General features: G+C 35.0%; 23 protein-coding genes. 3 read left to right on the top strand and 20 right to left on the bottom strand.

Annotation, left to right across the window (positions count from 1 at the left end; all coding sequences use genetic code 11):
* Positions 1-69 precede the first annotated feature (69 nt).
* From D7D81_RS13275 to dapB, 12 genes are all read right to left on the bottom strand, one after another.
* On the bottom strand, positions 70-294 hold the full coding sequence (locus D7D81_RS13275; protein WP_125990568.1) for a YlzJ-like family protein: 225 nt from the start codon (positions 292-294) through the stop codon (positions 70-72).
* A complete protein-coding gene (locus D7D81_RS13280; RefSeq protein ID WP_125990569.1) occupies positions 287-1,081 on the bottom strand; it encodes a ClpP family protease in 795 nt (264 codons plus the stop codon). Before D7D81_RS13280 ends, D7D81_RS13275 begins: the two co-directional genes overlap by 8 nt.
* 202 nt (positions 1,082-1,283) lie before the next feature.
* Positions 1,284-2,201: a dihydroorotate dehydrogenase gene (locus D7D81_RS13285; RefSeq protein WP_125990570.1), complete on the bottom strand. Its 918-nt coding sequence runs from the start codon at positions 2,199-2,201 to the stop codon at positions 1,284-1,286.
* The gene (locus tag D7D81_RS13290; RefSeq protein ID WP_125990571.1) at positions 2,194-2,955 is read right to left on the bottom strand and encodes a dihydroorotate dehydrogenase electron transfer subunit; all 762 of its coding nucleotides are present in this window, start codon (positions 2,953-2,955) and stop codon (positions 2,194-2,196) included. Before D7D81_RS13290 ends, D7D81_RS13285 begins: the two co-directional genes overlap by 8 nt.
* Positions 2,956-2,969: 14 nt before the next feature.
* The gene (locus tag D7D81_RS13295; protein ID WP_125990572.1) at positions 2,970-4,274 is read right to left on the bottom strand and encodes a dihydroorotase; all 1,305 of its coding nucleotides are present in this window, start codon (positions 4,272-4,274) and stop codon (positions 2,970-2,972) included.
* Complete coding sequence (locus D7D81_RS13300) at positions 4,258-5,193, bottom strand: aspartate carbamoyltransferase catalytic subunit (RefSeq protein WP_125990573.1); 936 nt, start codon at positions 5,191-5,193, stop codon at positions 4,258-4,260. The genes D7D81_RS13295 and D7D81_RS13300 overlap by 17 nt, the downstream gene beginning before the upstream one ends.
* Before the next feature lie 420 nt (positions 5,194-5,613).
* Positions 5,614-7,290, bottom strand: coding sequence for a ribonuclease J (locus tag D7D81_RS13305; protein WP_125990574.1), 1,677 nt, complete (start codon positions 7,288-7,290; stop codon positions 5,614-5,616).
* A gap of 220 nt (positions 7,291-7,510) precedes the next feature.
* Positions 7,511-8,392 (bottom strand): 4-hydroxy-tetrahydrodipicolinate synthase, encoded by an 882-nt coding sequence (gene dapA, locus D7D81_RS13310; RefSeq protein WP_125990575.1) that lies wholly within the window; start codon positions 8,390-8,392, stop codon positions 7,511-7,513.
* A gap of 110 nt (positions 8,393-8,502) precedes the next feature.
* Entirely contained in the window at positions 8,503-9,711 is a 1,209-nt protein-coding gene (gene dapG, locus D7D81_RS13315; RefSeq protein ID WP_125990576.1) for an aspartate kinase, read from the bottom strand.
* Between the two features lie 117 nt (positions 9,712-9,828).
* Entirely contained in the window at positions 9,829-10,422 is a 594-nt protein-coding gene (locus tag D7D81_RS13320) for a dipicolinate synthase subunit B (RefSeq protein WP_164522258.1), read from the bottom strand.
* 46 nt (positions 10,423-10,468) lie between these two features.
* Positions 10,469-11,329, bottom strand: a complete 861-nt coding sequence (dpsA, locus tag D7D81_RS13325; RefSeq protein WP_125990577.1) for a dipicolinate synthase subunit DpsA — start codon at positions 11,327-11,329, stop codon at positions 10,469-10,471.
* Positions 11,330-11,407: 78 nt separating this feature from the next.
* Positions 11,408-12,205 (bottom strand): 4-hydroxy-tetrahydrodipicolinate reductase, encoded by a 798-nt coding sequence (gene dapB, locus D7D81_RS13330; protein WP_125990578.1) that lies wholly within the window; start codon positions 12,203-12,205, stop codon positions 11,408-11,410.
* Positions 12,206-12,419: 214 nt separating this feature from the next.
* On the opposite strand from dapB, the gene glgP reads away from it, so the two are divergent.
* Positions 12,420-14,054: an alpha-glucan family phosphorylase gene (gene glgP / locus D7D81_RS13335; RefSeq protein ID WP_125990579.1), complete on the top strand. Its 1,635-nt coding sequence runs from the start codon at positions 12,420-12,422 to the stop codon at positions 14,052-14,054.
* On the opposite strand, the gene D7D81_RS13340 is transcribed toward glgP, so the two are convergent.
* Complete coding sequence (locus D7D81_RS13340; protein WP_125992163.1) at positions 14,051-14,968, bottom strand: DMT family transporter; 918 nt, start codon at positions 14,966-14,968, stop codon at positions 14,051-14,053. The two genes, glgP and D7D81_RS13340, sit on opposite strands and share 4 nt — an antisense overlap.
* Before the next feature lie 17 nt (positions 14,969-14,985).
* Positions 14,986-16,134: a THUMP domain-containing class I SAM-dependent RNA methyltransferase gene (locus tag D7D81_RS13345; RefSeq protein WP_286169708.1), complete on the bottom strand. Its 1,149-nt coding sequence runs from the start codon at positions 16,132-16,134 to the stop codon at positions 14,986-14,988.
* Positions 16,135-16,283: 149 nt separating this feature from the next.
* On the opposite strand from D7D81_RS13345, the gene D7D81_RS13350 reads away from it, so the two are divergent.
* Entirely contained in the window at positions 16,284-17,159 is an 876-nt protein-coding gene (locus D7D81_RS13350; protein WP_125990581.1) for a sulfite exporter TauE/SafE family protein, read from the top strand.
* Here D7D81_RS13350 and D7D81_RS13355 read toward each other — a convergent pair.
* The 3 genes from D7D81_RS13355 to D7D81_RS13365 are packed head-to-tail and all read right to left on the bottom strand — an operon-like array spanning position 17,156 to position 20,108.
* Positions 17,156-17,437 carry an acylphosphatase gene (locus D7D81_RS13355; protein ID WP_125990582.1) on the bottom strand — a complete coding sequence of 94 codons (282 nt, stop codon included), beginning with the start codon at positions 17,435-17,437 and terminating at the stop codon, positions 17,156-17,158. The genes D7D81_RS13350 and D7D81_RS13355 overlap by 4 nt on opposite strands.
* Before the next feature lie 16 nt (positions 17,438-17,453).
* Positions 17,454-18,791 (bottom strand): ATP-grasp domain-containing protein, encoded by a 1,338-nt coding sequence (locus tag D7D81_RS13360; protein WP_125990583.1) that lies wholly within the window; start codon positions 18,789-18,791, stop codon positions 17,454-17,456.
* A gap of 24 nt (positions 18,792-18,815) precedes the next feature.
* Complete coding sequence (locus tag D7D81_RS13365; RefSeq protein ID WP_125990584.1) at positions 18,816-20,108, bottom strand: glutamate--cysteine ligase; 1,293 nt, start codon at positions 20,106-20,108, stop codon at positions 18,816-18,818.
* A gap of 295 nt (positions 20,109-20,403) precedes the next feature.
* On the opposite strand from D7D81_RS13365, the gene D7D81_RS13370 reads away from it, so the two are divergent.
* On the top strand, positions 20,404-21,102 hold the full coding sequence (locus tag D7D81_RS13370) for a polysaccharide deacetylase family protein (protein WP_125990585.1): 699 nt from the start codon (positions 20,404-20,406) through the stop codon (positions 21,100-21,102).
* A gap of 28 nt (positions 21,103-21,130) precedes the next feature.
* Here the strand turns inward: D7D81_RS13370 and D7D81_RS13375 are convergent, their stop codons facing one another.
* Genes D7D81_RS13375 through D7D81_RS13385 form a run of 3 tightly spaced genes read right to left on the bottom strand, consistent with a single transcriptional unit; the run spans position 21,131 to position 24,723 of the window.
* On the bottom strand, positions 21,131-22,087 hold the full coding sequence (locus D7D81_RS13375) for an ABC transporter permease (RefSeq protein ID WP_125990586.1): 957 nt from the start codon (positions 22,085-22,087) through the stop codon (positions 21,131-21,133).
* Positions 22,077-23,228, bottom strand: a complete 1,152-nt coding sequence (locus D7D81_RS13380; protein ID WP_125990587.1) for an ABC transporter permease — start codon at positions 23,226-23,228, stop codon at positions 22,077-22,079. The genes D7D81_RS13375 and D7D81_RS13380 overlap by 11 nt, the downstream gene beginning before the upstream one ends.
* Entirely contained in the window at positions 23,209-24,723 is a 1,515-nt protein-coding gene (locus tag D7D81_RS13385; RefSeq protein WP_125992165.1) for an ABC transporter ATP-binding protein, read from the bottom strand. The genes D7D81_RS13380 and D7D81_RS13385 overlap by 20 nt, the downstream gene beginning before the upstream one ends.
* Between the last annotated feature and the right edge of the window lie 19 nt (positions 24,724-24,742).

A 24,742-nucleotide genomic window follows, 5' to 3' on the forward strand; every position in this document is an offset into this window, starting at 1 on the left:
TTATATCAACACCCTTATTTTACTAATAATATAACTATGCTTCTTATATTAATTTTATCATTCTATACTTTACAATTGCAAGCTGTTTTTTAAAATACAGCCTGGTGCAAGGTCATTGCGTAAATATATCTCCGGATTACTACTTATAACCCTGTCTATTTTAACATTATTATCGTTCAGCCTCCTTACCTGAAGTATAACCCCCTCACTGGTAGTAAACTCCTCATATTTTAATTCAGTTTCATCCCATTCATTAAAAACAACATCTGCTGGATAAATAGAGTAATTAATCATTATTCAAACCCTCTTCCCTGGTATTAATCATATAGCGAAGTCTTTCTAGAGCCTGGTTTAAACCACCTACTCCATCAATTATACCAGAATTTACAGCCTCCTCACCTACCAACACTGTTCCCACATCCCTGACCAGTTCTCCTGTTTGGAACATTAAATGGCGAAAATCGTCATCTGTAATACGTGAATGCCTGGTAACAAAACTAATAACCCTATCCTGCATTTTATCTAAGTATTCATAGGTCTGTGGAACACCAATAACCATACCTGTCAAGCGAATAGGGTGTACTGTCATACTGGCTGTTGCTACAATTAATGAATAATCTGTAGCAACTGCAATAGGAACCCCTATACTGTGCCCCCCTCCTAAGACTATGGATACTGTTGGCTTATTCATACTGCTTAACATTTCTGAGATTGCTAGACCAGCTTCTATATCACCACCAACTGTGTTGAGGATTACTAATAATCCCTTTATATTAGGGTTTTCCTCTACTGCTACTAATTGAGGAATAATATGCTCATACTTGGTTGTTTTATTCTTGGGTGGTAAAACAAGGTGACCCTCTATTTGGCCTATAATAGAAATAGTATGTATATCACTTTTTACAGGGAGAGGTGGAGTGTTTTCCCCCAGTTGTTGAATAGATTTCATTGTATTTTGCTCCTGATTATTTTTGTTTCCTGATTTATCAGGTAAACCACCTGGCTCAAATCCCCGATCTGGTTGACCTGGGGAAGTAGCAGGTGAAAATTCTTCTTTTGAATACTCTCTATTATTATTCATAACTCAAAACACTCCTTAAGTGAAAATTATTTTTTTATCTATGCTCCATTTAAAGATTATTATCTCTAAACAAAAATAATAATATGTATTATTCTATATTTATTATCAAGAAAACCTATTATCCTAAACCAGGCATTTGAGTTTTTGAAGGTCTGATAAACCATTGCTATAGACATTTCCTTCAGGGCTGTTATATTAGAAATTACTTAATAAGCTTACCAATCAATTCTTTAATAGAATCAATCCCCTTATCTATTAAATAGGCTTCCAGTTCATCAATAATTTTTAGAGCTGCATCAGGATTAATCAAGGTAGCAGTTCCTACTGCTACAGCACTGGCACCAGCCATAATAAACTCAAGGGCATCCCGGGCAGTCATAATACCCCCCATCCCTATAATAGGGATATCAACCACCTGAGCAACCTGATAAACCATCCTTAAGGCTACTGGTTTTATTGCAGGGCCAGATAATCCCCCAAAGGTATTGCCTAGAACCACAGCCTGTTTATCAATATCTATAGCCATCCCCAGTAATGTATTTATCATTGAAATAATATCTGCCCCACCTTCTTCAACAGCCCTGGCAATAGCTGTAATATCGGTAACATTGGGAGAAAGTTTCACAATAACTGTTCCTGGGTAATTTTCCTTAACAATTCTGGTAACCTTATAGACTAATTCCTTATTAGTACCAAAGACCATCCCACCACCTGCAATATTTGGACAAGATACATTAACTTCCAGGGCAGCAAACTGGGGATAAGGAGCTAATCTTTCAGCTAGATAGGCAAAATCATCAAGTGAATGACCAGAGATATTAACGATTACAGGCAATTGATAGGCATCAATAATTTCTAATTTTTCTTCAATAAACTTATCAATCCCTGGATTCTCTAAGCCAATAGAATTCAATAAACCGGCAGGGGTTTCTGTAATACGAGGAGTAGGATTACCTCTGGATGGTTTAACAGTAATCCCTTTAACAGTAAGGGCCCCAAGCCTTTCAATATCAAAATAATCCTGTAATTCTTTACCATTACCACAGGTTCCAGAAGCAGTTATCAGGGGGTTTTTTAATTTAAGGGAGGAAAGTGTTACCCCAAGGTCTACTTTAGTCATTAAAAACCACCTCCTCTAATGAAAATACAGGTCCTTCTTTACAAACACGTTTATTACCACTCTTTGTCTGACAGACACAGGAGAGACAAACGCCGATTCCACAGCCCATCCTCTCTTCCAGGGAAAACTCACCACTCATATTTTTTTTAGTGGCTATTTTTTGTATTTCCTTCAACATTGGCTCAGGTCCACAGGAATAAAGATAATCCCCCCTGAGCCCTTTACTCTTCCATATATCAAGTACAGTACCTTTAAAACCACTACTACCATCTATAGTTGCATAGTTTACAGCAACACCCAACTCACTAATTTTATTATATAAATACATAAACTCATTTTTACTTTTGGCACCTATAAAAACATTAACTCTACAATCTTTATATATTTGTTTTAATAAATAATATATAGGGGCAATTCCCATACCACCACCTAAAAGGGTAACCTCTTTATTTTGAGTAAGTGTAAAACTATTACCGAGCGGCCCCAGTATATCTACTTCTGTACCTTCTTTAAAATCTGCTAAAATACTTGTCCCGCGCCCTACTACCCTGTATAGAAAAACCCATCTCTTTTTTTGATAGTTAACATCATGAATACTTAAAGGGCGGCGTAACAGGGGATCAAATCCCTGTGAAGATAATTTGAAATGAAAAAAATTACCAGGTCGTACTCTATTATAATTGTGTGGTGCAAATACTTCCAGCAAAAAATAATCTGGTCCTATCTGTTCATTCCTTACTATTTTATATAACACAAAAAAACCCCCTTTTAATTATCATATAAAATCCTGGCTTCGCCATTCATATTATTATAAACAATATTTCCCTTTACAACTGTTAAAACCACTCTGCCCTGTAGAACATTATTAGCAAAAGGAGTATTCTTACCCCTGGATTTCATTTTTTCTTTAGAAACTTTCCAGCTTATATCAGGATCGAAGACTGTTATATCTGCAGTTGAACCCTTTTTTAACCCTCCGTGTTTGATACCTAGTATTTCAGCTGGACCATAGGCCATAAAATCAAGCAATTCCTCCCATGTAAATACATTCTTATCAATAAAATTATCATAAAGGAGCGAAAGGGCTGTCTCCAGTCCTGAAATACCAAAAGAAGCCAGGTCATACTCACCCAATTTATCCTCATAAGTATGTGGTGCATGATCAGTAGCAATTACATCAATTATTCCATCTTTTAATCCCTTACACAATGCCTTTCTATCTCTATCACTCCTTAGAGGGGGGTTAACTTTTGTATCAGGGTTATATCCTTTAACCTTCTGGTCAGTAAGGAGTAGGTGGTGTGGGGTTACCTCTGCTGTAATTTTCAGGCCCCTTTTCTTAGCATCTCTGAGCAGTTCTACTCCCCTGGCAGTACTCAGGTGGGCAATATGCAAATGGGCTCCGGTCATTTCAGCCAGGATAATATCCCGGGCAATCATAACCTCCTCCGCTGCTGCTGGTATTCCTTTTAAGCCTAGTATTGTAGAGTAATAACCCTCATGCATCACACCATCACCAGCCAGGTTTTTATCTTCACAATGGCTAATTACTGGCAGAGAAAAACTACTGGCATATTCCATTGCTCTACGCATTATTTCACTATTCATAACTGGATTACCATCATCAGATATTGCTTTAACACCTGCTTCAGATAAAAATCCTATTTCAGCAAGTTCTTTTCCTGATGAACCTTTTGTAATACTGCCAATTGGTATTACATTTACCACTGCCTCTTTAGCCCTGGCTTTTATATACTCTATAGTTGCCTGATTATCTGCAACAGGATTAGTATTAGGCATACAGGCAATAGTTGTAAAGCCCCCTGCTGCTGCTGCTTCACATCCCGTTTTAATTGTTTCCTTTTCTTCAAAACCAGGTTCCCTTAAATGGGTATGCATATCAATTAGTCCTGGTAATAAAATCTTTCCCTTCAGATCAATTATCATACAATCTTCCTGATTTATTTCCTTTTTAATTGCTACTATTTTATCAGCATCCAGTAGTAGATCATACTTACCTGTCAAATCATTTAAAGGATCAATTATAAAAGCATTTTTAAACAATTTTTTCATCTTCATTATTCCTCCCTACCAAGAGATATAAAAGAGCCATTCTGACTGCCACACCATTTGTTACCTGTTCGGTAATTACTGAACTATTACCATCTGCTACAGCACTCTCAATCTCTACGCCTCGATTCATTGGTCCCGGATGCATAACCAGGATATCATCATTATTTATTCTCTCCTGATTAATACCATAAAAATGGCGGTATTCATTAATAGAAGGGAATAAACCCCTGGCCTGTCTTTCTAACTGAATACGCAGGATATTGATTACATCAATACCCTCTAAGGCCTTGTCCAGGTCTGTATATTTTTTAACACCCATTTTCTCTATCTCAAGCGGCAATAATGTTGCAGGACCTGCTACCCTAACCTCAGCACCCATTTTTAATAAACCCCATATGTTTGAACGGGCAACCCGGCTGTGGGCAATATCACCTATAATTAAAACCTTTAAACCCTTTATCTTACCCTTTTTTTCCCTGATTGTATATAAATCCAGTAAAGCCTGTGTTGGATGGGCATGTGCTCCATCACCGGCATTAAGTACACTGGCTCTAATATTATTAGCTAGAAATTCAGCAGCCCCAGGAATGCTATGTCTGATCACAACAACATCGGCCCCCATAACTTCCAGTGTTTTAGCAGTATCAAGTAATGTCTCGCCCTTCATAACACTACTGGTACTCTTAGAAATACTCATAACATCAGCACTTAACCTTTTAGCTGCCAGATCAAAAGAAGACTTTGTTCGGGTACTCGGTTCAAAAAATAGATTTACTATTGTCTTACCCCGCAGGGTTGGAATTTTTTTAACACTCCTGGTAAAAATCTCTTTCATGGCTTCACTTGTATCAAGTATTTCCTTAATCTCACCCCCACTAATATTATATAAACCAAGCAGATCCTTTCTCTTCAACGGCATATTTTCATCCCCCTTATAATTTTATTATGAACAAACTGGCCTAACAACCGTCCAGACTTAATCAACAATCATTAGTGTTTTCTTAGAACCACTTTTTACACGAAGTTAAATAAATCAGACAAATATATTTGTCGGTCTTCAAAGTTAAAGTTTATCCTCAACTATAACATAAACAAAACCCCCTTACTAAATTAGCAAGGAGGTTATTATTTACCGAATAGCAAATAAATATTAAAAATACAGCTCAACTCATATTTGGCCCCTTACTAACCTCTCTGGATTAGTTTAAAAGGTATATTTGATTTCTTTAAATATATCAAAAATATAAAACTAAGTCAATTAATATCTTTAGCGTTTTTAAAACTTCTTAATCTATCTAAAAAACACAGCAGGCTATAGTATAGCCTGCTGTGTTTTTTCTTAAACTTGCATAATTATAGGAAGTATCATTGGTTTGCGTTTGATTTTCTTGTAAATATAATCATTAAGTGTATCACGAATTTTGTTCTTCAATACTGACCATTCTGTTACATTATTTTTCTCGCATTCTTTAAGAGCTTCTTCAATGCGAGAAGTAGCTTCAGCAATTAACTCTTCTGATTCTCTGATATAGACAAATCCACGGGTAACAATATCCGGACCAGAGAGAATTGTTCCATGCTGGTCTATAGTAACCACTACAATTAAAATACCATCTTCAGATAGTAAACGCCTATCTCGTAAAACAATATTCCCCACATCACCAACACCTAGACCATCAACAAAAATATGGCCTGCATTAACACTTTCGCCCTGTTTAATCTCATTTTCAGTAAAAATAATTCTATCACCATTATCTGCAATATATATATTTTCTTCAGGTATTCCAGAACTTTTTGCTAATTCAGCATGGCGGAAAAGATGTCTGTATTCACCATGAGTAGGTATAAAATACCTCGGTTTTACAAGATTAAGCATTAATTTCAATTCTTCCTGACTGGCATGTCCTGATACATGGACACCTGAAACATCCTCATATATTACATTAGCCCCCCTTTTGAAGAGCTGATTAATGGTTTGACCAATCAGCTTTTCATTGCCAGGGATAGCAGAGGCAGAGATAATAACTGTATCACCATTACGTATATTTATGTGATAATGGTCACCACGCGCCATTCTGGTTAAAGCAGCCATAGGTTCTCCCTGGCTACCGGTAGTAAGCAATACCAATCTATTGTCAGGCAGATCAGAACAATTACGTATATTAACAATCATATCCTCTGGTATTGTTAAATACCCTAAATTTCGTGCTATTTCTACATTATTAATCATACTCCTCCCTGTAAAAGCTACCTTCCGGTTATATTTACAGGCAGAATTAACAATCTGTTGTACACGATGAATATTTGAGGCAAAAGTCGCTACCACTATCCGCTCCCTGGCTCCCCTAAATATCTCATCAATTGTATTACCAACAACCTGTTCAGACATAGTAAAACCTTCCCTCTCAACATTTGTACTATCAGAAAAGAGGGCTAAAACACCTGGTTTACTATCTCCTAATTCAGCTAATTTATGAAAATCAGCCACTTCACCATCTATTGGTGTCTGATCAAATTTAAAATCACTGGCATAAATAATCGGACCCAGTGGGGTATGAATTGCTAAAGCACATGTATCTGCAATACTATGATTAACCCGGATAAAATCAACTTTAATATTGCCAACAGATACAGAACGTCCTGGATTAACTACTTTTAAGCGGGAGTCTCTCAGAAGATTATGTTCCTTCAGCTTCCCTTCCAACAAACCTAAAGTAAGTCTTGTGCCATATACGGGTACATTTAGTTCTTTTAACAGGTAGGGTATTGCACCTATGTGGTCTTCATGTCCATGTGTTAACACAATACCCTTAACACGATCACTATTTTCTCTTACATATGAAAAATCAGGGATTACCAGATCAATACCTAATAAATCATCCTCTGGAAACATAACACCTGCATCTATAATTAGTATTTCGTCCCCAATTTCTACTAGATACATATTCTTTCCAATATCACCTAACCCACCTAAGGGAATCATTGTAACATCCTTTATTCTATTGTTTTTTGACATTAATAAAAAAAAACACCTCCATAAATATTTACACAAACCATAAATAACTTCCTAAAATCACCCGTTCAATTACCCGTTGTTTATATTATATCCTCTTATTAGAAAAAAAACAAGGATTAAAACAAAATAAGCCTGTCCTAAAGATATAATATCTAGTCTAAATTATTTACAACAAAAAGATGGGCAAACAAAAATCCCATCTTTTTGTTAAACCATGATATTAAATTAGGTTTAAATCCTGCAGAATCTGATTAAGCTTACTATTTTCGTCAGCTGTTAAATTTACCAGTGGTGGACGGACCCCTCCAACATTCATTCCTATCATATTCAAAGCAGCTTTTACTGGAATAGGATTAGTATTTATAAAAACACCTGAAAAAATAACCCCAAGGTATTTATTTAATTTAATTGCTTTTTCTATTTTTCCAGCCTTAAAGGCAGTAACCATTTCCTTTATTTCGTTACCAACTAAATGTGCAGCCACACTTATAATACCTTGCCCACCTACCGAAAGCGTTGGTAAGGTAAGTCCATCATCACCACTATAAATATAAAAATCATCTGGTAGGGTTCTACACAGTGTCGATACCTGTTCTAGGTCTCCACTGGCCTCTTTAATAGCAATAATATTATCAATCATAGCAAGCCTTTGAACTGTATCCACTTCAATATTACGTGATGTTCTTCCTGGTACATTATAAAGAATAACCGGCAAACTGGTTTCAGCAGCTATTAGCTTAAAGTGTTTATAAAGACCATCCTGTGGTGGTTTATTATAATAAGGTGTTACCAGCATAATTCCATCTACACCAATTTCCTCAGCCTTTTGGGTTAGTCTAATACTATCACTTGTTGAATATGAGCCTGTTCCTGCTACAATTGTGGAACTGTCACCAATCTCATCCACAACTGTTTTAAGTATTTCTACCTTTTCTTCAAAACTTAAAGTCGGCACTTCCCCAGTTGTTCCCAGTACAACCAATCCATCAGAACCATTATTAATCAGATACCTTGCCAGTTTACGTACCATATCATAATCTACAGTTAACTCTTCAGTAAAAGGTGTCACCATTGCCGTTAATACATCACCAAAATGTTTCATTATAAATCTCCCCCAATTAAAACTAATTGAATACCTTGTTTTATAATTATTTTTATTCCCTTTATCTAACACCTGGAATAATTACTATACAATATTATACCGCTAAGAAATTAATTGTTCAATTCGAAAGCATCATGTAAAAGATTTAAGGCCTTTTTCTCCTCTGTCTTTTTCAAGAGGCAGGAAATGGTTGTGTGTGAGTCTGTTGTTTGATATATGGCAATACCCTTTTCACTTAAAGATTTAACCATTTTAGCCAGAACTCCAGGTCTACCTGTCATTCCTCCACCAACCACTGATACCTTAACAAAATCACTACCTATTTTAAACTGAAAATTATTTTCTAATAATAATTTATTAACCTTATCTTTATAACTAGCTTCAATCACAAAAGAGAGTCCGTCTGGTCTAATATTTATAAAATCAACACTAATACCATGATCAGCCAGTATATTAAAGACCAAAAGTCCTGTAGCATATTCAGCAGGTTTTTTAGGATTAATCCTGACAAAAGCAATATTATCCCGGCTGGTAACTCCGGTAACCGGATGATCACCTTTAATACCTCGTAAAGCACGGTTATGAATCAATGTCCCTGCACCCTTATCAAAGGTTGATTTAACTTTGATCGGAATTCCTTCTTTCATAGCAATTTCTGCCGCTCGCGGGTGAATTACCCTGGCCCCTTGGTAAGCCAGTTCGCAGACCTCATTATAACTAACCTGATCAATAATTTTAGCATTATCAACCATATTAGGATCAGCAGTCATCACACCAGCAACATCAGTATATATTTCAACATATTCAGCAGCAATTGCGGCAGCAATAACAGTGGCAGTTGTATCACTTCCACCCCTGCCAAAAGTAGTTATATCACCACTTGTAGTAATACCTTGAAAACCAGCTATTACAGGAATTTTACCCTCTTTGATTATTGATAATACCCTTTCAGGATTAACTATTTTAATTTCTGATTCACCATAATTATCATCAGTAATTATTCCAGCCTGTGCACCAGTAAGTGCTACAGCAGCTATTTTAGCCTTACACAGTGTCTGAACCATTATTACTGTAGAAATTATTTCACCACAGGCCATCAATAAATCTTTTTCCCGGGGTTCTATCTCGAAATAAGCATTTTCTGCCATTTGAATAAGGGTATCGGTGGCATACGGTTTTCCTAATCTCCCCATAGCAGAAACCACCACCGCGGGTTTGTAACCATTTTCTATAGCTTTTTTTATATGGCCGACAACCAATTCCCTTTTGGCAGCAGTATCCAGTGATGTACCGCCGAATTTTTGAACAATTCTTTTCATTATATTCCCCCTGTTAAACCAGGTTATAAGATGATATTTAAAAAAATTCCAATAGAGTTTATTTTCTTTAAAAAACTACTTTGTTTTATTTTACCATAAACATAGTATATATTACAATTACAATCCCCTATATTCTATTAAAACTGGCTGTATTTGTTTATCTTCAAGGGCATATTCTGCCGCATCTTTTACTAAATCAAACCTGGCATTTAAAGAATTCTTTTTTTGTACTGGATTATCCTGACCAAACGGTACAAAGAAGACATTTCTGGTATTTAGTAATATTCCAAGGTTTTTAGCGTTTAATCCAAGACCATCATTTGTTGCAATAGCCAGCAAAACAGGTCTTTCATTCCTGAGCTGGGCTTTGGCAGCCATAATTACTGTTTCGTCAATTATCCCATTAGCCAGTTTAGCCATGGTATTACCTGTACAGGGCGCAATAATTAAAAGGTCCAGCAGTTCTTCTGGCCCAATTGGTTCTGCCTTTACAATAGAGTTAATCAAAGGCTTTTCAGTTATATCAAGAACAGTATTAACCCATTTACTAGCAGGACCAAACCTGGTATCACAATTTAAAATAGCATCTGATAATATAGGTGTTACCTCTGCACCATTTTCTATGAATTCTTCCAAAACTGGAATAACTTTATCCAGGGTGCAGTGAGAACCGGTTAGTGCAAAACCAATTCTTTTACCATTAATCTCCAACAAACACACCTCCTCTAAGCCTAATAACCAATTATATACCCTGCCTTTACAGGTCACTTAATAAACCAGGAAGAATATCTGCCAGGATTTTACCAGCAGTAACTGGTGCTATTTTGCCAGGAAGGCCGAGGGCAAGGATGGCTTTGATACCTGCTTTTTCAGCTTCTGTAAAATCCGTGCCTCCAGGGGCTGATGCCAGATCAATAATTACAGAATCTTTCTTTAGTAAAGATATTATCTCTTTACTTATTATCCGGACAGGTACTGTATTAAAAAGAATATTCATATCAGAAATAATACCATTTAATTCTTCATAAGCAAACATCTTGATACCAAGGTCTTTCCCTCTTGCAGCAGCTTTTCTATCCCTTGTTACAGCATATGATTCAGCGCCAAGCATTCTTAACCGCCATGCCAGGGTAAGGCCGACTTTTCCAAGACCAAAAACAAGTGTTCTGCTATTATACAAAGTATAGTCCGTTTCTTCAATAGCTATTTTAATTGCACCCTCTGCAGTTGGGATGGCATTTAAAATTGCAAGGTCTGCCTGTCTGGCTAATTCAATATAATTTATACCAGCAAATTCAAGCTCTTTCTTAATAGATGGACGGGCTATTCCTATAATAAAAGGTTTTTGAGGATCTAATAAACTAAAAAAATTTCTATCTAATTTAATACTTCTATTATCAAATGTTGACTTAAGATACCCTTCATGATCTGTACTTGACATGGGAGCAAGTACGGCATCAACATCACTTATTACCTCTTTAAGATCATTAAAATATTTAACCGCTTTTGTATCTAAAGCGTTTTTTTTTAATACCTTAAATGTAAAGCCTTGTTGAGCAAGATTATCTATTAATACCTCTTCTCTTTTATCTCCACCAATTACACCTATTCTAATAATTAATCCCCCTTCCTAAATCAATAAAGAATACAATATACTATATGAAATAAACCTAAACTAAGTGATAAATTATCTATATTAATCTAAAACCTTTTCTAGACCATATACTAAACCCTTTATACCCATTACCTTATCTAAAGCAAGTTTTACCCCTGGCATAAATGACTTTCGATTATAAGAATCATGCCTGATAGTTAAACTCTGTCCTTCTGTGCCATAAATTACTTCCTGATGAGCAATAAGTCCAGGCAAACGTACACTATGTATTTTAATACCATTGCTATCTCCACCACGGGCCCCGGGAAGTTTCTCTATTTCATCTATATTATTTTGCTGATTGCTAATCCTGTTATAATTAATAAGTTCTGCTGTTTTAACTGCCGTTCCTGAAGGGGCATCAACTTTCTGATCATGATGTAATTCAATTATTTCAACATTATTTAAGTATTTAGCCGCTTCTGCTGCAAACCTCATCATTAAAACTGCCCCAATAGCAAAATTAGGAATTATTAAAGCTGCCACATCATTGTCACAGGCTAATTTATCAATTCTTTGTAAATCAACTTCTGTTATACCGGTAGTTCCAACAATCATATTGATATTATTTGATAAACCTAGCTCAATATTATCCATGACAACTGCTGGTGTTGTAAAATCTATAATAATATCTACTTCCCTTTTCTTTATACTGCTTAATAAATCTCCTTCAATTATTACTTCAGGTCCCGGAAGAGATAATAATTTCTTTATATCCTTACCTTCATTATTTTTATCACAAACACCTACCAATTCATCTGCTGTATCATTTACAATAGTCTTAACCACTTCCTGTCCCATTCTACCACATGCACCATTTACCAGGACTCTTTTATTCATTATTATTTCCCCTTTCATAAGATATATCTTTTACTGTATATACATTATAACATTTTATTATCTCAAATCCACTTAAAATAGACTATGATTGATAATATTTTTATTCAACAAAATTAAATATCAAATATAATTAACATAAATTCCCCATTATTTTCGTATAAAAGGGCATTAAAAACATCAAACTAGAAAATAGAAAAACCAAAAGGAGGTTACTATGTCTGAAGAAAAAAAAGAAATAGCTTATTTTTGTATGGAATATGGACTTGATGAAAAATTACCACTGTATGCTGGTGGACTTGGTATACTAGCCGGTGATTATTTGAAAGCCGCCAGAGATTTAAATAGCCCAGTTGTAGGGATCGGAATCTTATGGTGGCAAGACTATACTACACAATTAATCAATCATGAAGGATATCCCTATGACACATACCCCACCCATAACTATAATAATCTTGTAGAAGATACAGGATTATCTGTTTCAGTTGAGATTGCTGGAAATAGTGTTGAATGTAAAATTCATAAAGTTGAAAAACTTAATAATGCCCCTCTTTACCTACTTGAAACAGGAAGACCTGATAGTAAATATGGATGGATAACAGATAAACTATATGCAGGTGATAATTATAATCGAATAGCCCAGGAAATTGTTTTGGGGATTGGGGGTGTCAGGGCCTTACGAAAACTAGGCCTTAAAATAGACAAATATCACTTTAATGAAGGCCATGCCGCCTTTGCCGGTCTAGAACTAATCAGGGAAAAAATACATAACGGCCAATCTTTTGAACAAGCACTTAAAGAAACCCAGGAAGAAATAGTCTTTACAACACATACACCAGTACAGGCAGGTAATGAATCTCACGACCTGAACCTACTTATGGAAATAGGGGCAAATAATGGTCTTGGTTACGAACAATTAAAGCTCATCGGTGGTGAGCCATTTAACATGACAGCATCCTGTCTCCATATGTCCAATATTGCAAATGGTGTATCACAATTACATGGCAAAACTGCCACAGATATGTGGGCACATCTAAACAATTCAGCCCCTATCATTTCCATTACCAATGGTGTCCATCGTAAAACCTGGCAAGATAAAAATATCGATAAGGCCTTCCCCAATAATAATGATATCTGGTCTGCCCACTATCAGAACAAGAAAAAGCTAGTTGATTATATAGCCCAAAAAACAGATGCCCGGATGAATCCAGATAATCTAATAATTGGGTTTGCACGTCGTGCTGCACCATATAAAAGAAGTGAACTAATATTCAGAGATACTGGTGAGATTGATGACCTCTTACAAACCGGCAAAATTCAACTGGTTTTTTCTGGTAAAGCCCATCCAAATGACCATTATGGCAAAGATATAGTAGCAACACTGGTCGCCATGGATAAAAAATATAGAGATAATGTGGCCTTTCTGGAAAATTATAATATGGAAATTTGCCGTTATCTAATTCAAGGAAGTGACGTCTGGCTGAACAACCCTAAAAGACCCATGGAGGCAAGTGGAACATCAGGAATGAAAGCTGCAATGAATGGAGTGCTTAATCTAAGTGTTCTGGACGGTTGGGTAGCCGAAGGACCTGAACATGGTATCAACGGCTGGATACTTGATGAAGAATTCCCCAACCTAGATGAAAAGTTATCTGAAGATGAAAAAGATTTATTAGCCCTCTATAATATTTTAAGGAATGACGTTATACCAATCTATTATGATGATAGAGATAGATGGGTCAGAATGATGAAAGAAAGTATTGCCATGTCACAGGATAGATTCTCTGCCCAAAGAATGTTTAAAGATTATAGTCAAAAAATGTATAAAGAGGCCGAACCTGCCCTGGTTTAAATGGGCAGTTCTTCGGCTCCCTTTTTCATTTTGCCAAAATAATTTGTTCCAAAAATACCAGTAATAATTAAACAGGCACCAAACGCCTGATACCAGTAAAATGACTCACCCCTAAAAACAACCCCGGCCAGTATTGAAATTACTGTTGTTAAATTGGCAAAAACCGCCGAACGAGCTGCTTCTAATCTTGATAATGTATAATTCATCATAAAGTAAGCCAACACCGAAGAAAATGCCCCTAAATAAAAAACAACAACAAAAACAGGCCATTCCCTAACAGGTCTTATTATTTGATATAAACTGTAATTATATTTTAAAATCATAAGTAATGTAAAGAATATAGCACCTGTCCACATCATTATAAATGTTATCTCAACAGGCTTAAATTGTAAAGAAAGGAAGCGCGATAAAATATTATAAAAAGCAGCAGTTAATACTGCAGCAAACAGATATAATAAACCTATATAATTAATATTACCTTCAGATACACCTTTCATTACTACAATAAAAATAACACCACAGACCGATAAAAGAATAAAGAAAAACTGCAGTCTTCTGGTTTTCTCACCTAAAAATAAATTAGCCAGAATAGTTACTACAATTGGAATTAAAGCAATCATTATACCTGCTTCAGAAGAAGATGTCCTGTTGATACCCAGTGTCTCAAATAAAAAGTACAAACCAGGTTGAATAATTGCTAATAATAATAACATAGCAATATTTTTACCCTTAAGATTAATCCTAACAATACGTAAAATATAAAGTAAAGTCAATAAAAAAGCAGCTATAAAAAATCTTAAAGATAATAAGTGTAAAGGTCTAATTAATTCCAAGCCTTCTTTAGTAAACATAAATGAAAATCCAAAAATAATAGAAAATAAAAGGGCAGCCAAATACGGCAGAAATCTTTCCATTATCTCACTCTTTCTAATTAATTTGCAGGGGGCCAGGGGCCGTAGTATTGATAATACTGACACTCTATACCCCCATTATATAATTTTCTTCTCTTACTTGCCTTTTTACCAAATTCCTTCTCAAAATCATCATAAGAAGTCAAAATATAAAATGACCATGTATCAAGTCCCAGGAATTTTTTCCCCATCTCATTACATAATTTTCTAACCTCTTTTTTTTCATTTAAACGCTCCCCATAAGGGGGATTTGTAATAATATACCCATACTTTCTATTTGTACTAAATTCACTAAAAGGCTTCTGCTGAAAATGTATTATCTCAGCCAGACCTGCTTTATCTGCATGGTAACGAGCAATACCAGCAACATTTCCATCTATATCTGTCCCCATAATCATCCGGGGATTGCATTTTTTCTTAACTAACTCCCCGGCTTCTTCACGGGCTCTCTGCCAAATTTGATCAGGAATTAACGGCCACTCCTCAGCAACAAACTCCCTCATTAAGCCAGGGGCCATATTTTTAGCCATCATGGCCGCTTCTATCACAATAGTACCCGAACCACAAAAAGGGTCTATTAATACTCTATCTTCATCCCAGCGGCTTAATTTTATCATAGCAGCAGCCAGTGTTTCCTGCAAAGGGGCAGCAGTAGATAATTCTCTATAACCCCTTTTATGGAGCCCTACACCACTACTATCAATTGTCAAGGTTACCCTATCTTTCATTAAAGCGACCTGAATAGGATATTCTGGTCCATCTTCAGGAAACCATTGCTTATGATATTTCTCTTTCATATTATCAACAATGGCTTTTTTTACAATTGATTGGCAACTCGGCACACTATGAAGGGTGGACTTCACCGATTTCCCCGTAACAGGGAATTTAGCATTTTCGGGTAACCACTGGGACCAGGGTAATAACCTGGTCTTATCATATAACTCATCAAAATCAGTAGCATAGAATTCCCCTAACTTTAGTAAAACTCTCTCAGCACAGCGCAGCCAGATATTGGCCCGGGCAATAGCTGATAAATCACCTGTAAACTCAACTCGTCCATTTTCAACATTCGTTAATTGATATCCAATTTCTTTAACTTCATCTTTAACTAATGACTCAAGCCCAAAGGTAGTAGTTGCAATTAAATTTACTTCTTCGCCTTTATACAAAAAATCACCTCTATAACTAATTTGTATTCTTTGGATTAATAATATGCTTACAACAACTAACTTAACTTTAAGTTTTCTTTGTAACAAAAATATTAGTAAAAACATATCCTATATGGTAAATAAAATTTTTCAGATTTTGGAGGAAGGTAATGGCTAACTATTTTCTTATTGGTTTAGTTGCTTTTTTATGTGAATCAATAGACTCTTCACTTGGCATGGGCTATGGTACACTATTAACACCTATCCTGCTTTTTATGGGCTATGAACCACTCCAGATTGTGCCTTTAATACTACTCTCAGAGTTTATCACTGGAATACTATCTGCCTTTATGCATCACAAAATAGGAAATGTAAATCTACATCTTGGCTCTAAAGGCTTTAGAATAGCCCTTATCCTGGCAGTTTGTAGTATAATTGGTACAGTTATTGCTGCATTTTGTGCCCTATCGATCAATCCGAGAATTATTAAAGGATATATTGCCTTTCTTTTAATGCTAATAGGGGTTTCAGCCTATATCTGCAGTCATAAACAAAGTGACTTTTCCTGGTCTAAAATACTTATTCTGGGGATTATAGCATCATTTAATAAAGGGCTTAGTGGTGGGGGATATGGACCATTAGTAACTGGTGGTCAGTTGGTCTCAGGTTTAGATAGCAAAAAGGCTGTTGGTATCACTTCATTATCAGAAGGGCTAACTTGTCTAATAGGAATTATAGCTTATTTCACCCTTGACGCTAAAGACCTTGACTGGCTACTCGGTACGGCCCTAATTATAGGAGCACTACTCTCAATCCCTATTTCAGTAAATATAGTTAAAAAAATAAAAGAAACCTATTTCAAAAAAATAATATCTGGATCAGTTCTTTTATTAGGGTTGTTTACCTTTATTAAAACGTTTAATCACCTTATTTCTTATCAAAACCTCCCTATCATTATAGCAAGTATCATTATTACTATTCCCTTTGCCTATTACTTTGGACAAAAAAACATTCTAAACAGCAAACAGATATATCATGACAACTAGTATTTAACAGTAAATTCCTCAAACTTATCCTGATAATCTTCTTTTCTAATTTCAATATTTTCTACCCGGGCCCATCTTGGGCCTTTTTTAGCCAGTTTTATTAAACTGGTTACCTTATCTTCCCCACCACTAAAAACCGCCTCAACCTTTCCATCATAAGTATTTTTAACCCAACCATTTACCCCGTTTTTCCTGGCATGTTGTAGTATAAAGGCCCTGAAGCCAACACCTTGAATCCGCCCAGAAATATATAAATGCCGGCGTACAAAGACCTGCATATTATCCCTCCAATTATTACCTCTTCTCGATGATATAATTTGGAATTGTAAAAGACTCCCCGGCAGCAGCAATTATATTCTTTCTACCAACCCTGGTATATAAACCCTGTAATAAACCGTTATAACTAAATAAACCAAGGAGATATCCATATCTCTCAATTAATAGTTTGCCCTCTTTTTCAGAGATCATTTCTCTGCCAGGTATTTCAACAAACTCCTGCAGCAAGTAATCTCTGCCCCTTACCCTTTCTACAATATCCTGCCATTTAAGATTACTAAAATCCCTTCCAGCATAAACTCCCTTACCAGCAAAACGGTCAAATGGTTTTAAGATATATTTGTTTTTATTGTCTAATAAGCTATCCATTACTTTACTGTTGGCATCAGCTATTACAGCTGTATAAGGTATATGCATCTTTATAAAGTCATACTCCTGCTCAGTCAAAAAATCAACCTTCTTTTTATCATGTAATATAGCAAAAAACAATTTATTATGGATTATTTGAGAGACCAGACCACCCACAACGCAAACAGCTCCATCCTTATAAGCCTTTATAAAATCAGTAATTGATTTACTTTCCTCTATTAATCTACCAGTAGTCGCACGACGGTATATTAAATCTATCTCTATATTCTTGTAATATAATTTACCATTAGTATAGTTAAAATCACGGGGGTCACAAATTACTGTCTGGTAACCAGCTTGAATAAATCGCTTTTGAAATTCCTTAAACTCATAGATTGTCCCTTCACCATCAAAATCCATAATAGCAATATTAGGCCTGTCCCTCTTATTTTTACCTTCAGCAAATATGCGGTAGTTTTTTATAATCGTATCTAACCAGGAATAAAAAAGTTCAAAACCTGTTAATTGATAATTTTTCTTTATCATATTGAGTGCTTTAGCATCAAGCATAACTTTCTGTAATACCCTTACTTCATTCATGGCCGATGCACCATCAGTATTCAATTCGCAGAATTTTACACTAGCATCAGGCTGATAAAAAATATCGAACCTCCCCATTGGTATATCTACACCATATCCTGGTTTAACAAGTAAAAGTTCTTCCATCAGTTTCGGAAAGGCAAAATAACTTCTAAATTTAGCACTATTCCTATACTCATTAATAACCTTTTTAATTATTCTGTTTAAGGTCATTAATAGATTCTCAAACCCTCTAACTTCCTCTTTGGTAAAAAATAATGGCTGATATAAAAAATCAACTGGCTCTCCCTTGTAAATAGCAGTAGAGTTTTTTACCCTTTCTTTAAGAAACTGATAATCCTTATAATAATTTTCAATATCACCTTTAACCACTCTAAGATATTCATCTATTAGATTATTTGCCTGCAATTATTTCACCCTTTTTAAATAAATTTATAATATACAATTACTTAAATCCAATTTACTATCTAATCCATCTTTAAATAGTAATTCTTTGATTGTTACTTTTCTCTCTAATAGTTTATACAGAGGGAAAAGATACTCCCTTTCTTCAATACCAAGACCATTAACAGCTAGTTCAAGTAATCCGCTAAACTTATTCAACAATGTTTCTCCATATATCTCCACATTAAAACCATGATTTCTTATTTTTTCCTTTATATCTAAAAAATCATCATAATTAATTGCTTTAAACTCCTTATATAATAACTCAAGATTTCTTTTATTATATAACAATCCCTTCCAGAAAACAATATATGCTAAATTATAGGGATAAGGAAGAGCATCGGCAGCTCTTAACTCAATAAACTTTTTAGCCCGCACATCAGGAAAAACCATTGATAAAAGGTGTTCTACTTCATCTCTATGCAGCTGATCATCACTATAAATCTCATTAGTAATTTTATTAGCAGTATAGAGGAGACAATCATTCCTTTTAATTATTATTGGAGGCATCTTTAAAATAAAGTCAGCATAACTATCATACGCAAAATCATCAGCAAAAATTAGCCTATCCAGGTTACACCTTTTAAAATCACAATTATCCCAGATCAGCGAGCGAATACTCCCCTTTCTATTATATATAGAACCTTCAAAAACAGGACTATTATCAAAAATTGTATAAACCAGTGGCGATAAATAATAGGCCACAGACATTTTTTTTATAAAATCTTTTTCATTCCTGTAATCAAGATTTAATTGTAGGGATGCAGTACCTTTCATCATATTATGGGCATATTTACCTGTCTGCTTAAAGTATTGATACATATATTGGTATCTTTCCTTGGGTAGTATAGGAATATCTTTGATCTGACTGACTGGCTGATAACCCATTGCTAGCAGACACATATCCCTATCTTTTAAAATAGGTTTTATGTCATTTAAAAAATCCTGGTAGGTTAATTCTATCCCGGTCACAGTTAATTCAGGAAAAACACTTAACTCCAACTGCCCTCCTGGTTCCAGGGTGATATTAGCATTTTTTCCCTTAAGACCAATGAGATTTTCCCCTTCATAAATCCCTTCCCAGGATAAAGAAATTAACTCCTTTAAAATGTCTTCAATCCCTTCTTTTTCATAATAGGATACAGCTCTATATGTATCTTTATGTAAAACAAAATGCTCTAACTCCATTCCAAGCCTGAAATCTTTTCTTTCCTTCTCACCAGAGTGAAAATATTTTATTATATAATCCCGATTACATTCTATCAAGTTTTTTGTCAGCATATTTTGGTCCTTTCTCCATAAATTAATAACACTATTATGGTTTGCTTTACTATATTATATTATAGATAATATAATATATCCCTGCATAAGTAAATAAAAAGACAGAGATAATATTATTTTGTAAGTCTAATCACATATTTTTTTTACATATGATTATTATCTTAGAAAAAAATTATGCTGTATTACTATCTATTAGCAAGCTTAGCATATTAAACATTGCCTGAATAACTAAAATAGGTTATAATTAAAAGAAAAATAAGTATGGAGTAAAATCAAATATTAGAAAGGAAAGAAAATGCATAATAAAATAATCATATTATCCATTGTATTAGTACTAATAGTATTATTTACACAAACAAGTCTGGCTGAGTTTAGTATTATATTAAACTTTGATGATGCTTACCAGGGAGTTTATGTCCATGCCTTTCAAGAGATGAAGAAATATAATATACCTGCTGTGGTCTTTGTAATCACCAAATATTTAGGTCATGAAAAACACCTATCCCTTAAACAGCTAGCAGAACTTAAATCTGCTGGGTGGGAGATAGGTTCACATACCATAAATCATTATGACCTTACTACTGTCATCCCTGAATTCTTACATAAGGAAATAATAGATTCTAAACAAATACTTAAAAATAACGAATTAATAGATAATGATTTTGCAAGTTTTTGCAGTCCAAACGGAAAATGGAGTCCAACTATTGAAAAAATTGTATCTGCCAACTATACAATTGCACGTGGTGACAAATTATATATATTTAATAAAACACAGAACGAGGATATTATTCCCAAGGTAATAGTTAAAACCACATCCATAAACAGAATTAAACAATGGATTGAAGAATATCAAAAAAAAGACCAGCCACTCATTTTAGTTTTTCATGAAGTGGCTGATGGAGGTAATGAATTTTTCTTTCCACCTGATAAATTTAAAGAATTACTTTTATTATTAAAAGAATATAAGATATCTCTTTTCAAAGATTTAATATAATTATTATAAACTAATTATTTTTAAAAAATTATATTAAATTACTACTGCTTTTCTCATAAGGAACACCATCTGCAGCAGGGGCATTTGATTTTCTTATAAAGAGAACCAGTACCAGGAGTGTAATTATATAAGGCAGCATTGAAAGCACCTGTGTTGGTACCACAACATTAGTCCTGCCCCCCATATAAACCGCCAGGCCTTCGGCTGCTCCGAATAATAAACATCCCCACATAATGCCCCGAGGCCTCCAATTGCCAAAGATCATTGCTGCCAAGGCAATATATCCCTGACCAGAGATAAGTGTTGGGCTAAATAAAGAAACCACCGCCAGACTCATAGAAGCCCCGCCAAATCCTGCAAAAACACCTGAAAGTGTTACACATATATACCTTAGCGCAAACACATTTATCCCCAGAGTATCTGCAGCCCTGGGGTGTTCACCAACTGCCCTTATCCTGAGACCAAATCTTGTTTTATAAAAAATAAACCAGACAATAAATATAAGAATAAAAGCTAGGTATACAGTTGCATATTGATTGAGAATCTGAGCAGCAAATGTATTTTCAAGAGAAAGACTTCCAAGAATCCCCTTAAATGGTTTCGGCATTTTACCTTCCATTGGTATAGGCTTAGTCATTGTTGCACCATTAAACATCAGACGGCTTAAAAACAAAGCAATACCAGGTCCAATAAAATTAATTGCAAAGCCTGATATAGTTTGATTACCATCAAATGAAACACTGGCTACAGCATGAAGGAGTCCTAATAAACCAGAAGCAAAACCTGCCGCCAGAAAGGCGATCCAGGGATTTCCAGAATAATAACCAACTGCAGCCCCAATAAAAGCCCCTAAATACATCATTCCTTCAAGCCCAATATTTATAACACCAGATTTCTCACTAATAACTCCACCCATTGCAGTAAACATCAAAGGTGCTGCATACATCAAAGCTATACCAATAATAAATCCAATATTAGTCAACATTATCTTCTCCTCCCATCTTACCCTTAGTAAAGGAAAATATACTAGCTAGCCTGGGGAATAGTGCGATGAGTTTTGGAACTGCAACAAAAAGTAGAATTACACCAACCATAATATCAATTATCTCTGTAGGTGCACCTAGGATATACTGTACTTTGCCCCCTCCATAATTAAGGGCACTAAACAACAAACCTGCAAATATACAGCCAATAGGAGAACCTCCAGCAATTAACCCAACTGCTATACCATTAAAACCATAACCTTCCATAACAGAAAGAGTGGAAATTCTATGTGATATCCCCATAACCTGAATAGCACCTGCTATACCTGCAATCCCTCCTGCTATCATCATCGAGCTTACCAGACTTTTACTCACGTTTATTCCACCATATTCAGCTGCCTGCTGGTTATGACCTACTGAACGAAGTTCATAACCTAACACTGTTTTCCGAATAATATATGAAGCGATTACAGCTATTAAAATAGCTATTAAAATTCCCCAGTTCATCCTTGTTTTAAATATATCTTTGAAGAACAGATGCTCATTCAACCAGTTTATACCTTCTTTTGATTTTTTCCATACTTCTAAAATAATAATACTGGCTGACTGTTGTATATCATAAGTTGCCTCGGCATTTGGTTTTTTAAGACTATCTAATTGAACAATATAATTTAAGGAATAAAACGCTACCCAGTTTAGCATTATTGTTGTAATTACTTCGTTTATATCAAATTTGGCCTTAAGAAAACCAGCAATTCCCCCCCAAATACCTGCAGCCAGTCCAGCAACTACAATAATAAGAAAAACATGTATAAGATGAGGAAGATGAAGTAAATAACCTAAAATAGCTGCTGTAATAGAACCTATAATAAATTGACCCTCAGCACCAATATTAAAAAGACCAGTTTTATAGGCAAAGGCTATCGAAATACCTGTAAAAATTATCGGTGTACTATTGATAATAGTCTGTACTATATATTTAGGCTTATTAAAAACGCCTAAAAACATAACTTTATAGGCTTCTAGCGGATTATATCCTGCAACTGCCAGGATTAGTGCTCCAATGAAAAAACCCATCAGCAGAGAAATTATAGTCCTTCCAATATTACTGGAAAAAATTTTTTTATCCTTGAAAATTTTCATTATTTTCAGCACCTCCTCCAGCCATCATCAATCCCAGTTTATTTCTATCAGCAGTTTCAGCATCCACTACACCAACTATTTCTCCTTCATATATAACAGTAATACGATCAGATATATTAATTATTTCTTCAAGGTCAAGCGAAACAAGTAACACTGCTTTCCCCCTATCCCGCTGCTCTAGCAGAGCTTTATGAACATATTCTATAGCCCCAACATCTAATCCTCTGGTCGGCTGGAAGGCTATTAACACATCAGGGTTATTTGATATTTCCCTTGCTATAATTACTTTTTGTTGATTCCCTCCTGAGAGTGAGCCGGCTAATAAAGATTCGTTCTGTGGACGAATATTAAACCTTGCTATTAATTCCTTAGAATAAGATAAAATATTATCATAATTTAAAATACCATTTCTGGAAAATGGTTCTTTAGCATAGTTTTCAAGAATCATATTTTCAGCAACAGACATATCAAGCACTAAACCCCTGTTCTGCCTATCTTCTGGTATTAGGGAAATTTTATTATCAATAACTTGTTTTGGTTTGTAATGTGTAATATCATTACCATTCATCATGATTTTACCTGAAACAACAGGTCTCAACCCTGTTATAGCTTCCACAAGTTCTGTTTGACCATTACCATCTACCCCTGCAATACCAAGGATTTCTCCCTGCTGGAGGCTTAAAGATAGATTATTGACTATTGAAATACCTCTATTATTGTTAACATTAAGCTTTTCTATATTTAGAACTGTTTTACCAGGTTTTCTTTTCTTTTTGGAAACTCTAAAATTTACTTCCCTACCTACCATCATTTTAGCAAGTTCTTCTTCTGTTGTATTATTAACCTCTACAGTATCAATCTTTGTCCCATTTCTTATTATTGTACAATAATCTGCTATCATTTTAATTTCTTTAAGTTTATGTGTTATTATTATCATGGTTTTACCTTCACTGCTAAGATTTTTGATTATTTTCATGAGTTCCTGAATTTCCTGTGGTGTCAGAACTGCTGTTGGTTCATCTAAAATTAAAATATCAGCTCCCCTGTATAAAGCCTTAAGTATCTCAACACGCTGTTGCATTCCAACTGAAATATCCCTTATTTTAGCTTCAGGTTCAACATGTAGACCATACATTTCAGAAAGCTTTAATACTTTCTTGCTGGCAGTTTCTAAATCTAAACACCCATTTTTTATTATTTCACATCCAAGTATAATATTTTGAACTACAGTAAAAGGTTTAACTAACATAAAGTGTTGATGTACCATACCAATACCATGTTCTATAGCAATATTGGGACTATTTACATTAACTTCTTCCCCTTTAATAAAAATCTTTCCATCTGTCGGTTGAAACAACCCATAAAGGATATTCATCAGGGTTGTTTTTCCAGCTCCATTTTCTCCCAGTAATGCATGTACTTCACCCTTATGTACTGTTAAATCAACACCATCATTAGCTTTTAACTCTCCGAAAATCTTGGTAATCTTCTTCATCTCTATAACCTTAGTGGTA

Source organism: Halocella sp. SP3-1 (assembly GCF_003953885.1).
GTDB lineage: Bacteria > Bacillota > Halanaerobiia > Halanaerobiales > DTU029 > Iocasia > Iocasia fonsfrigidae.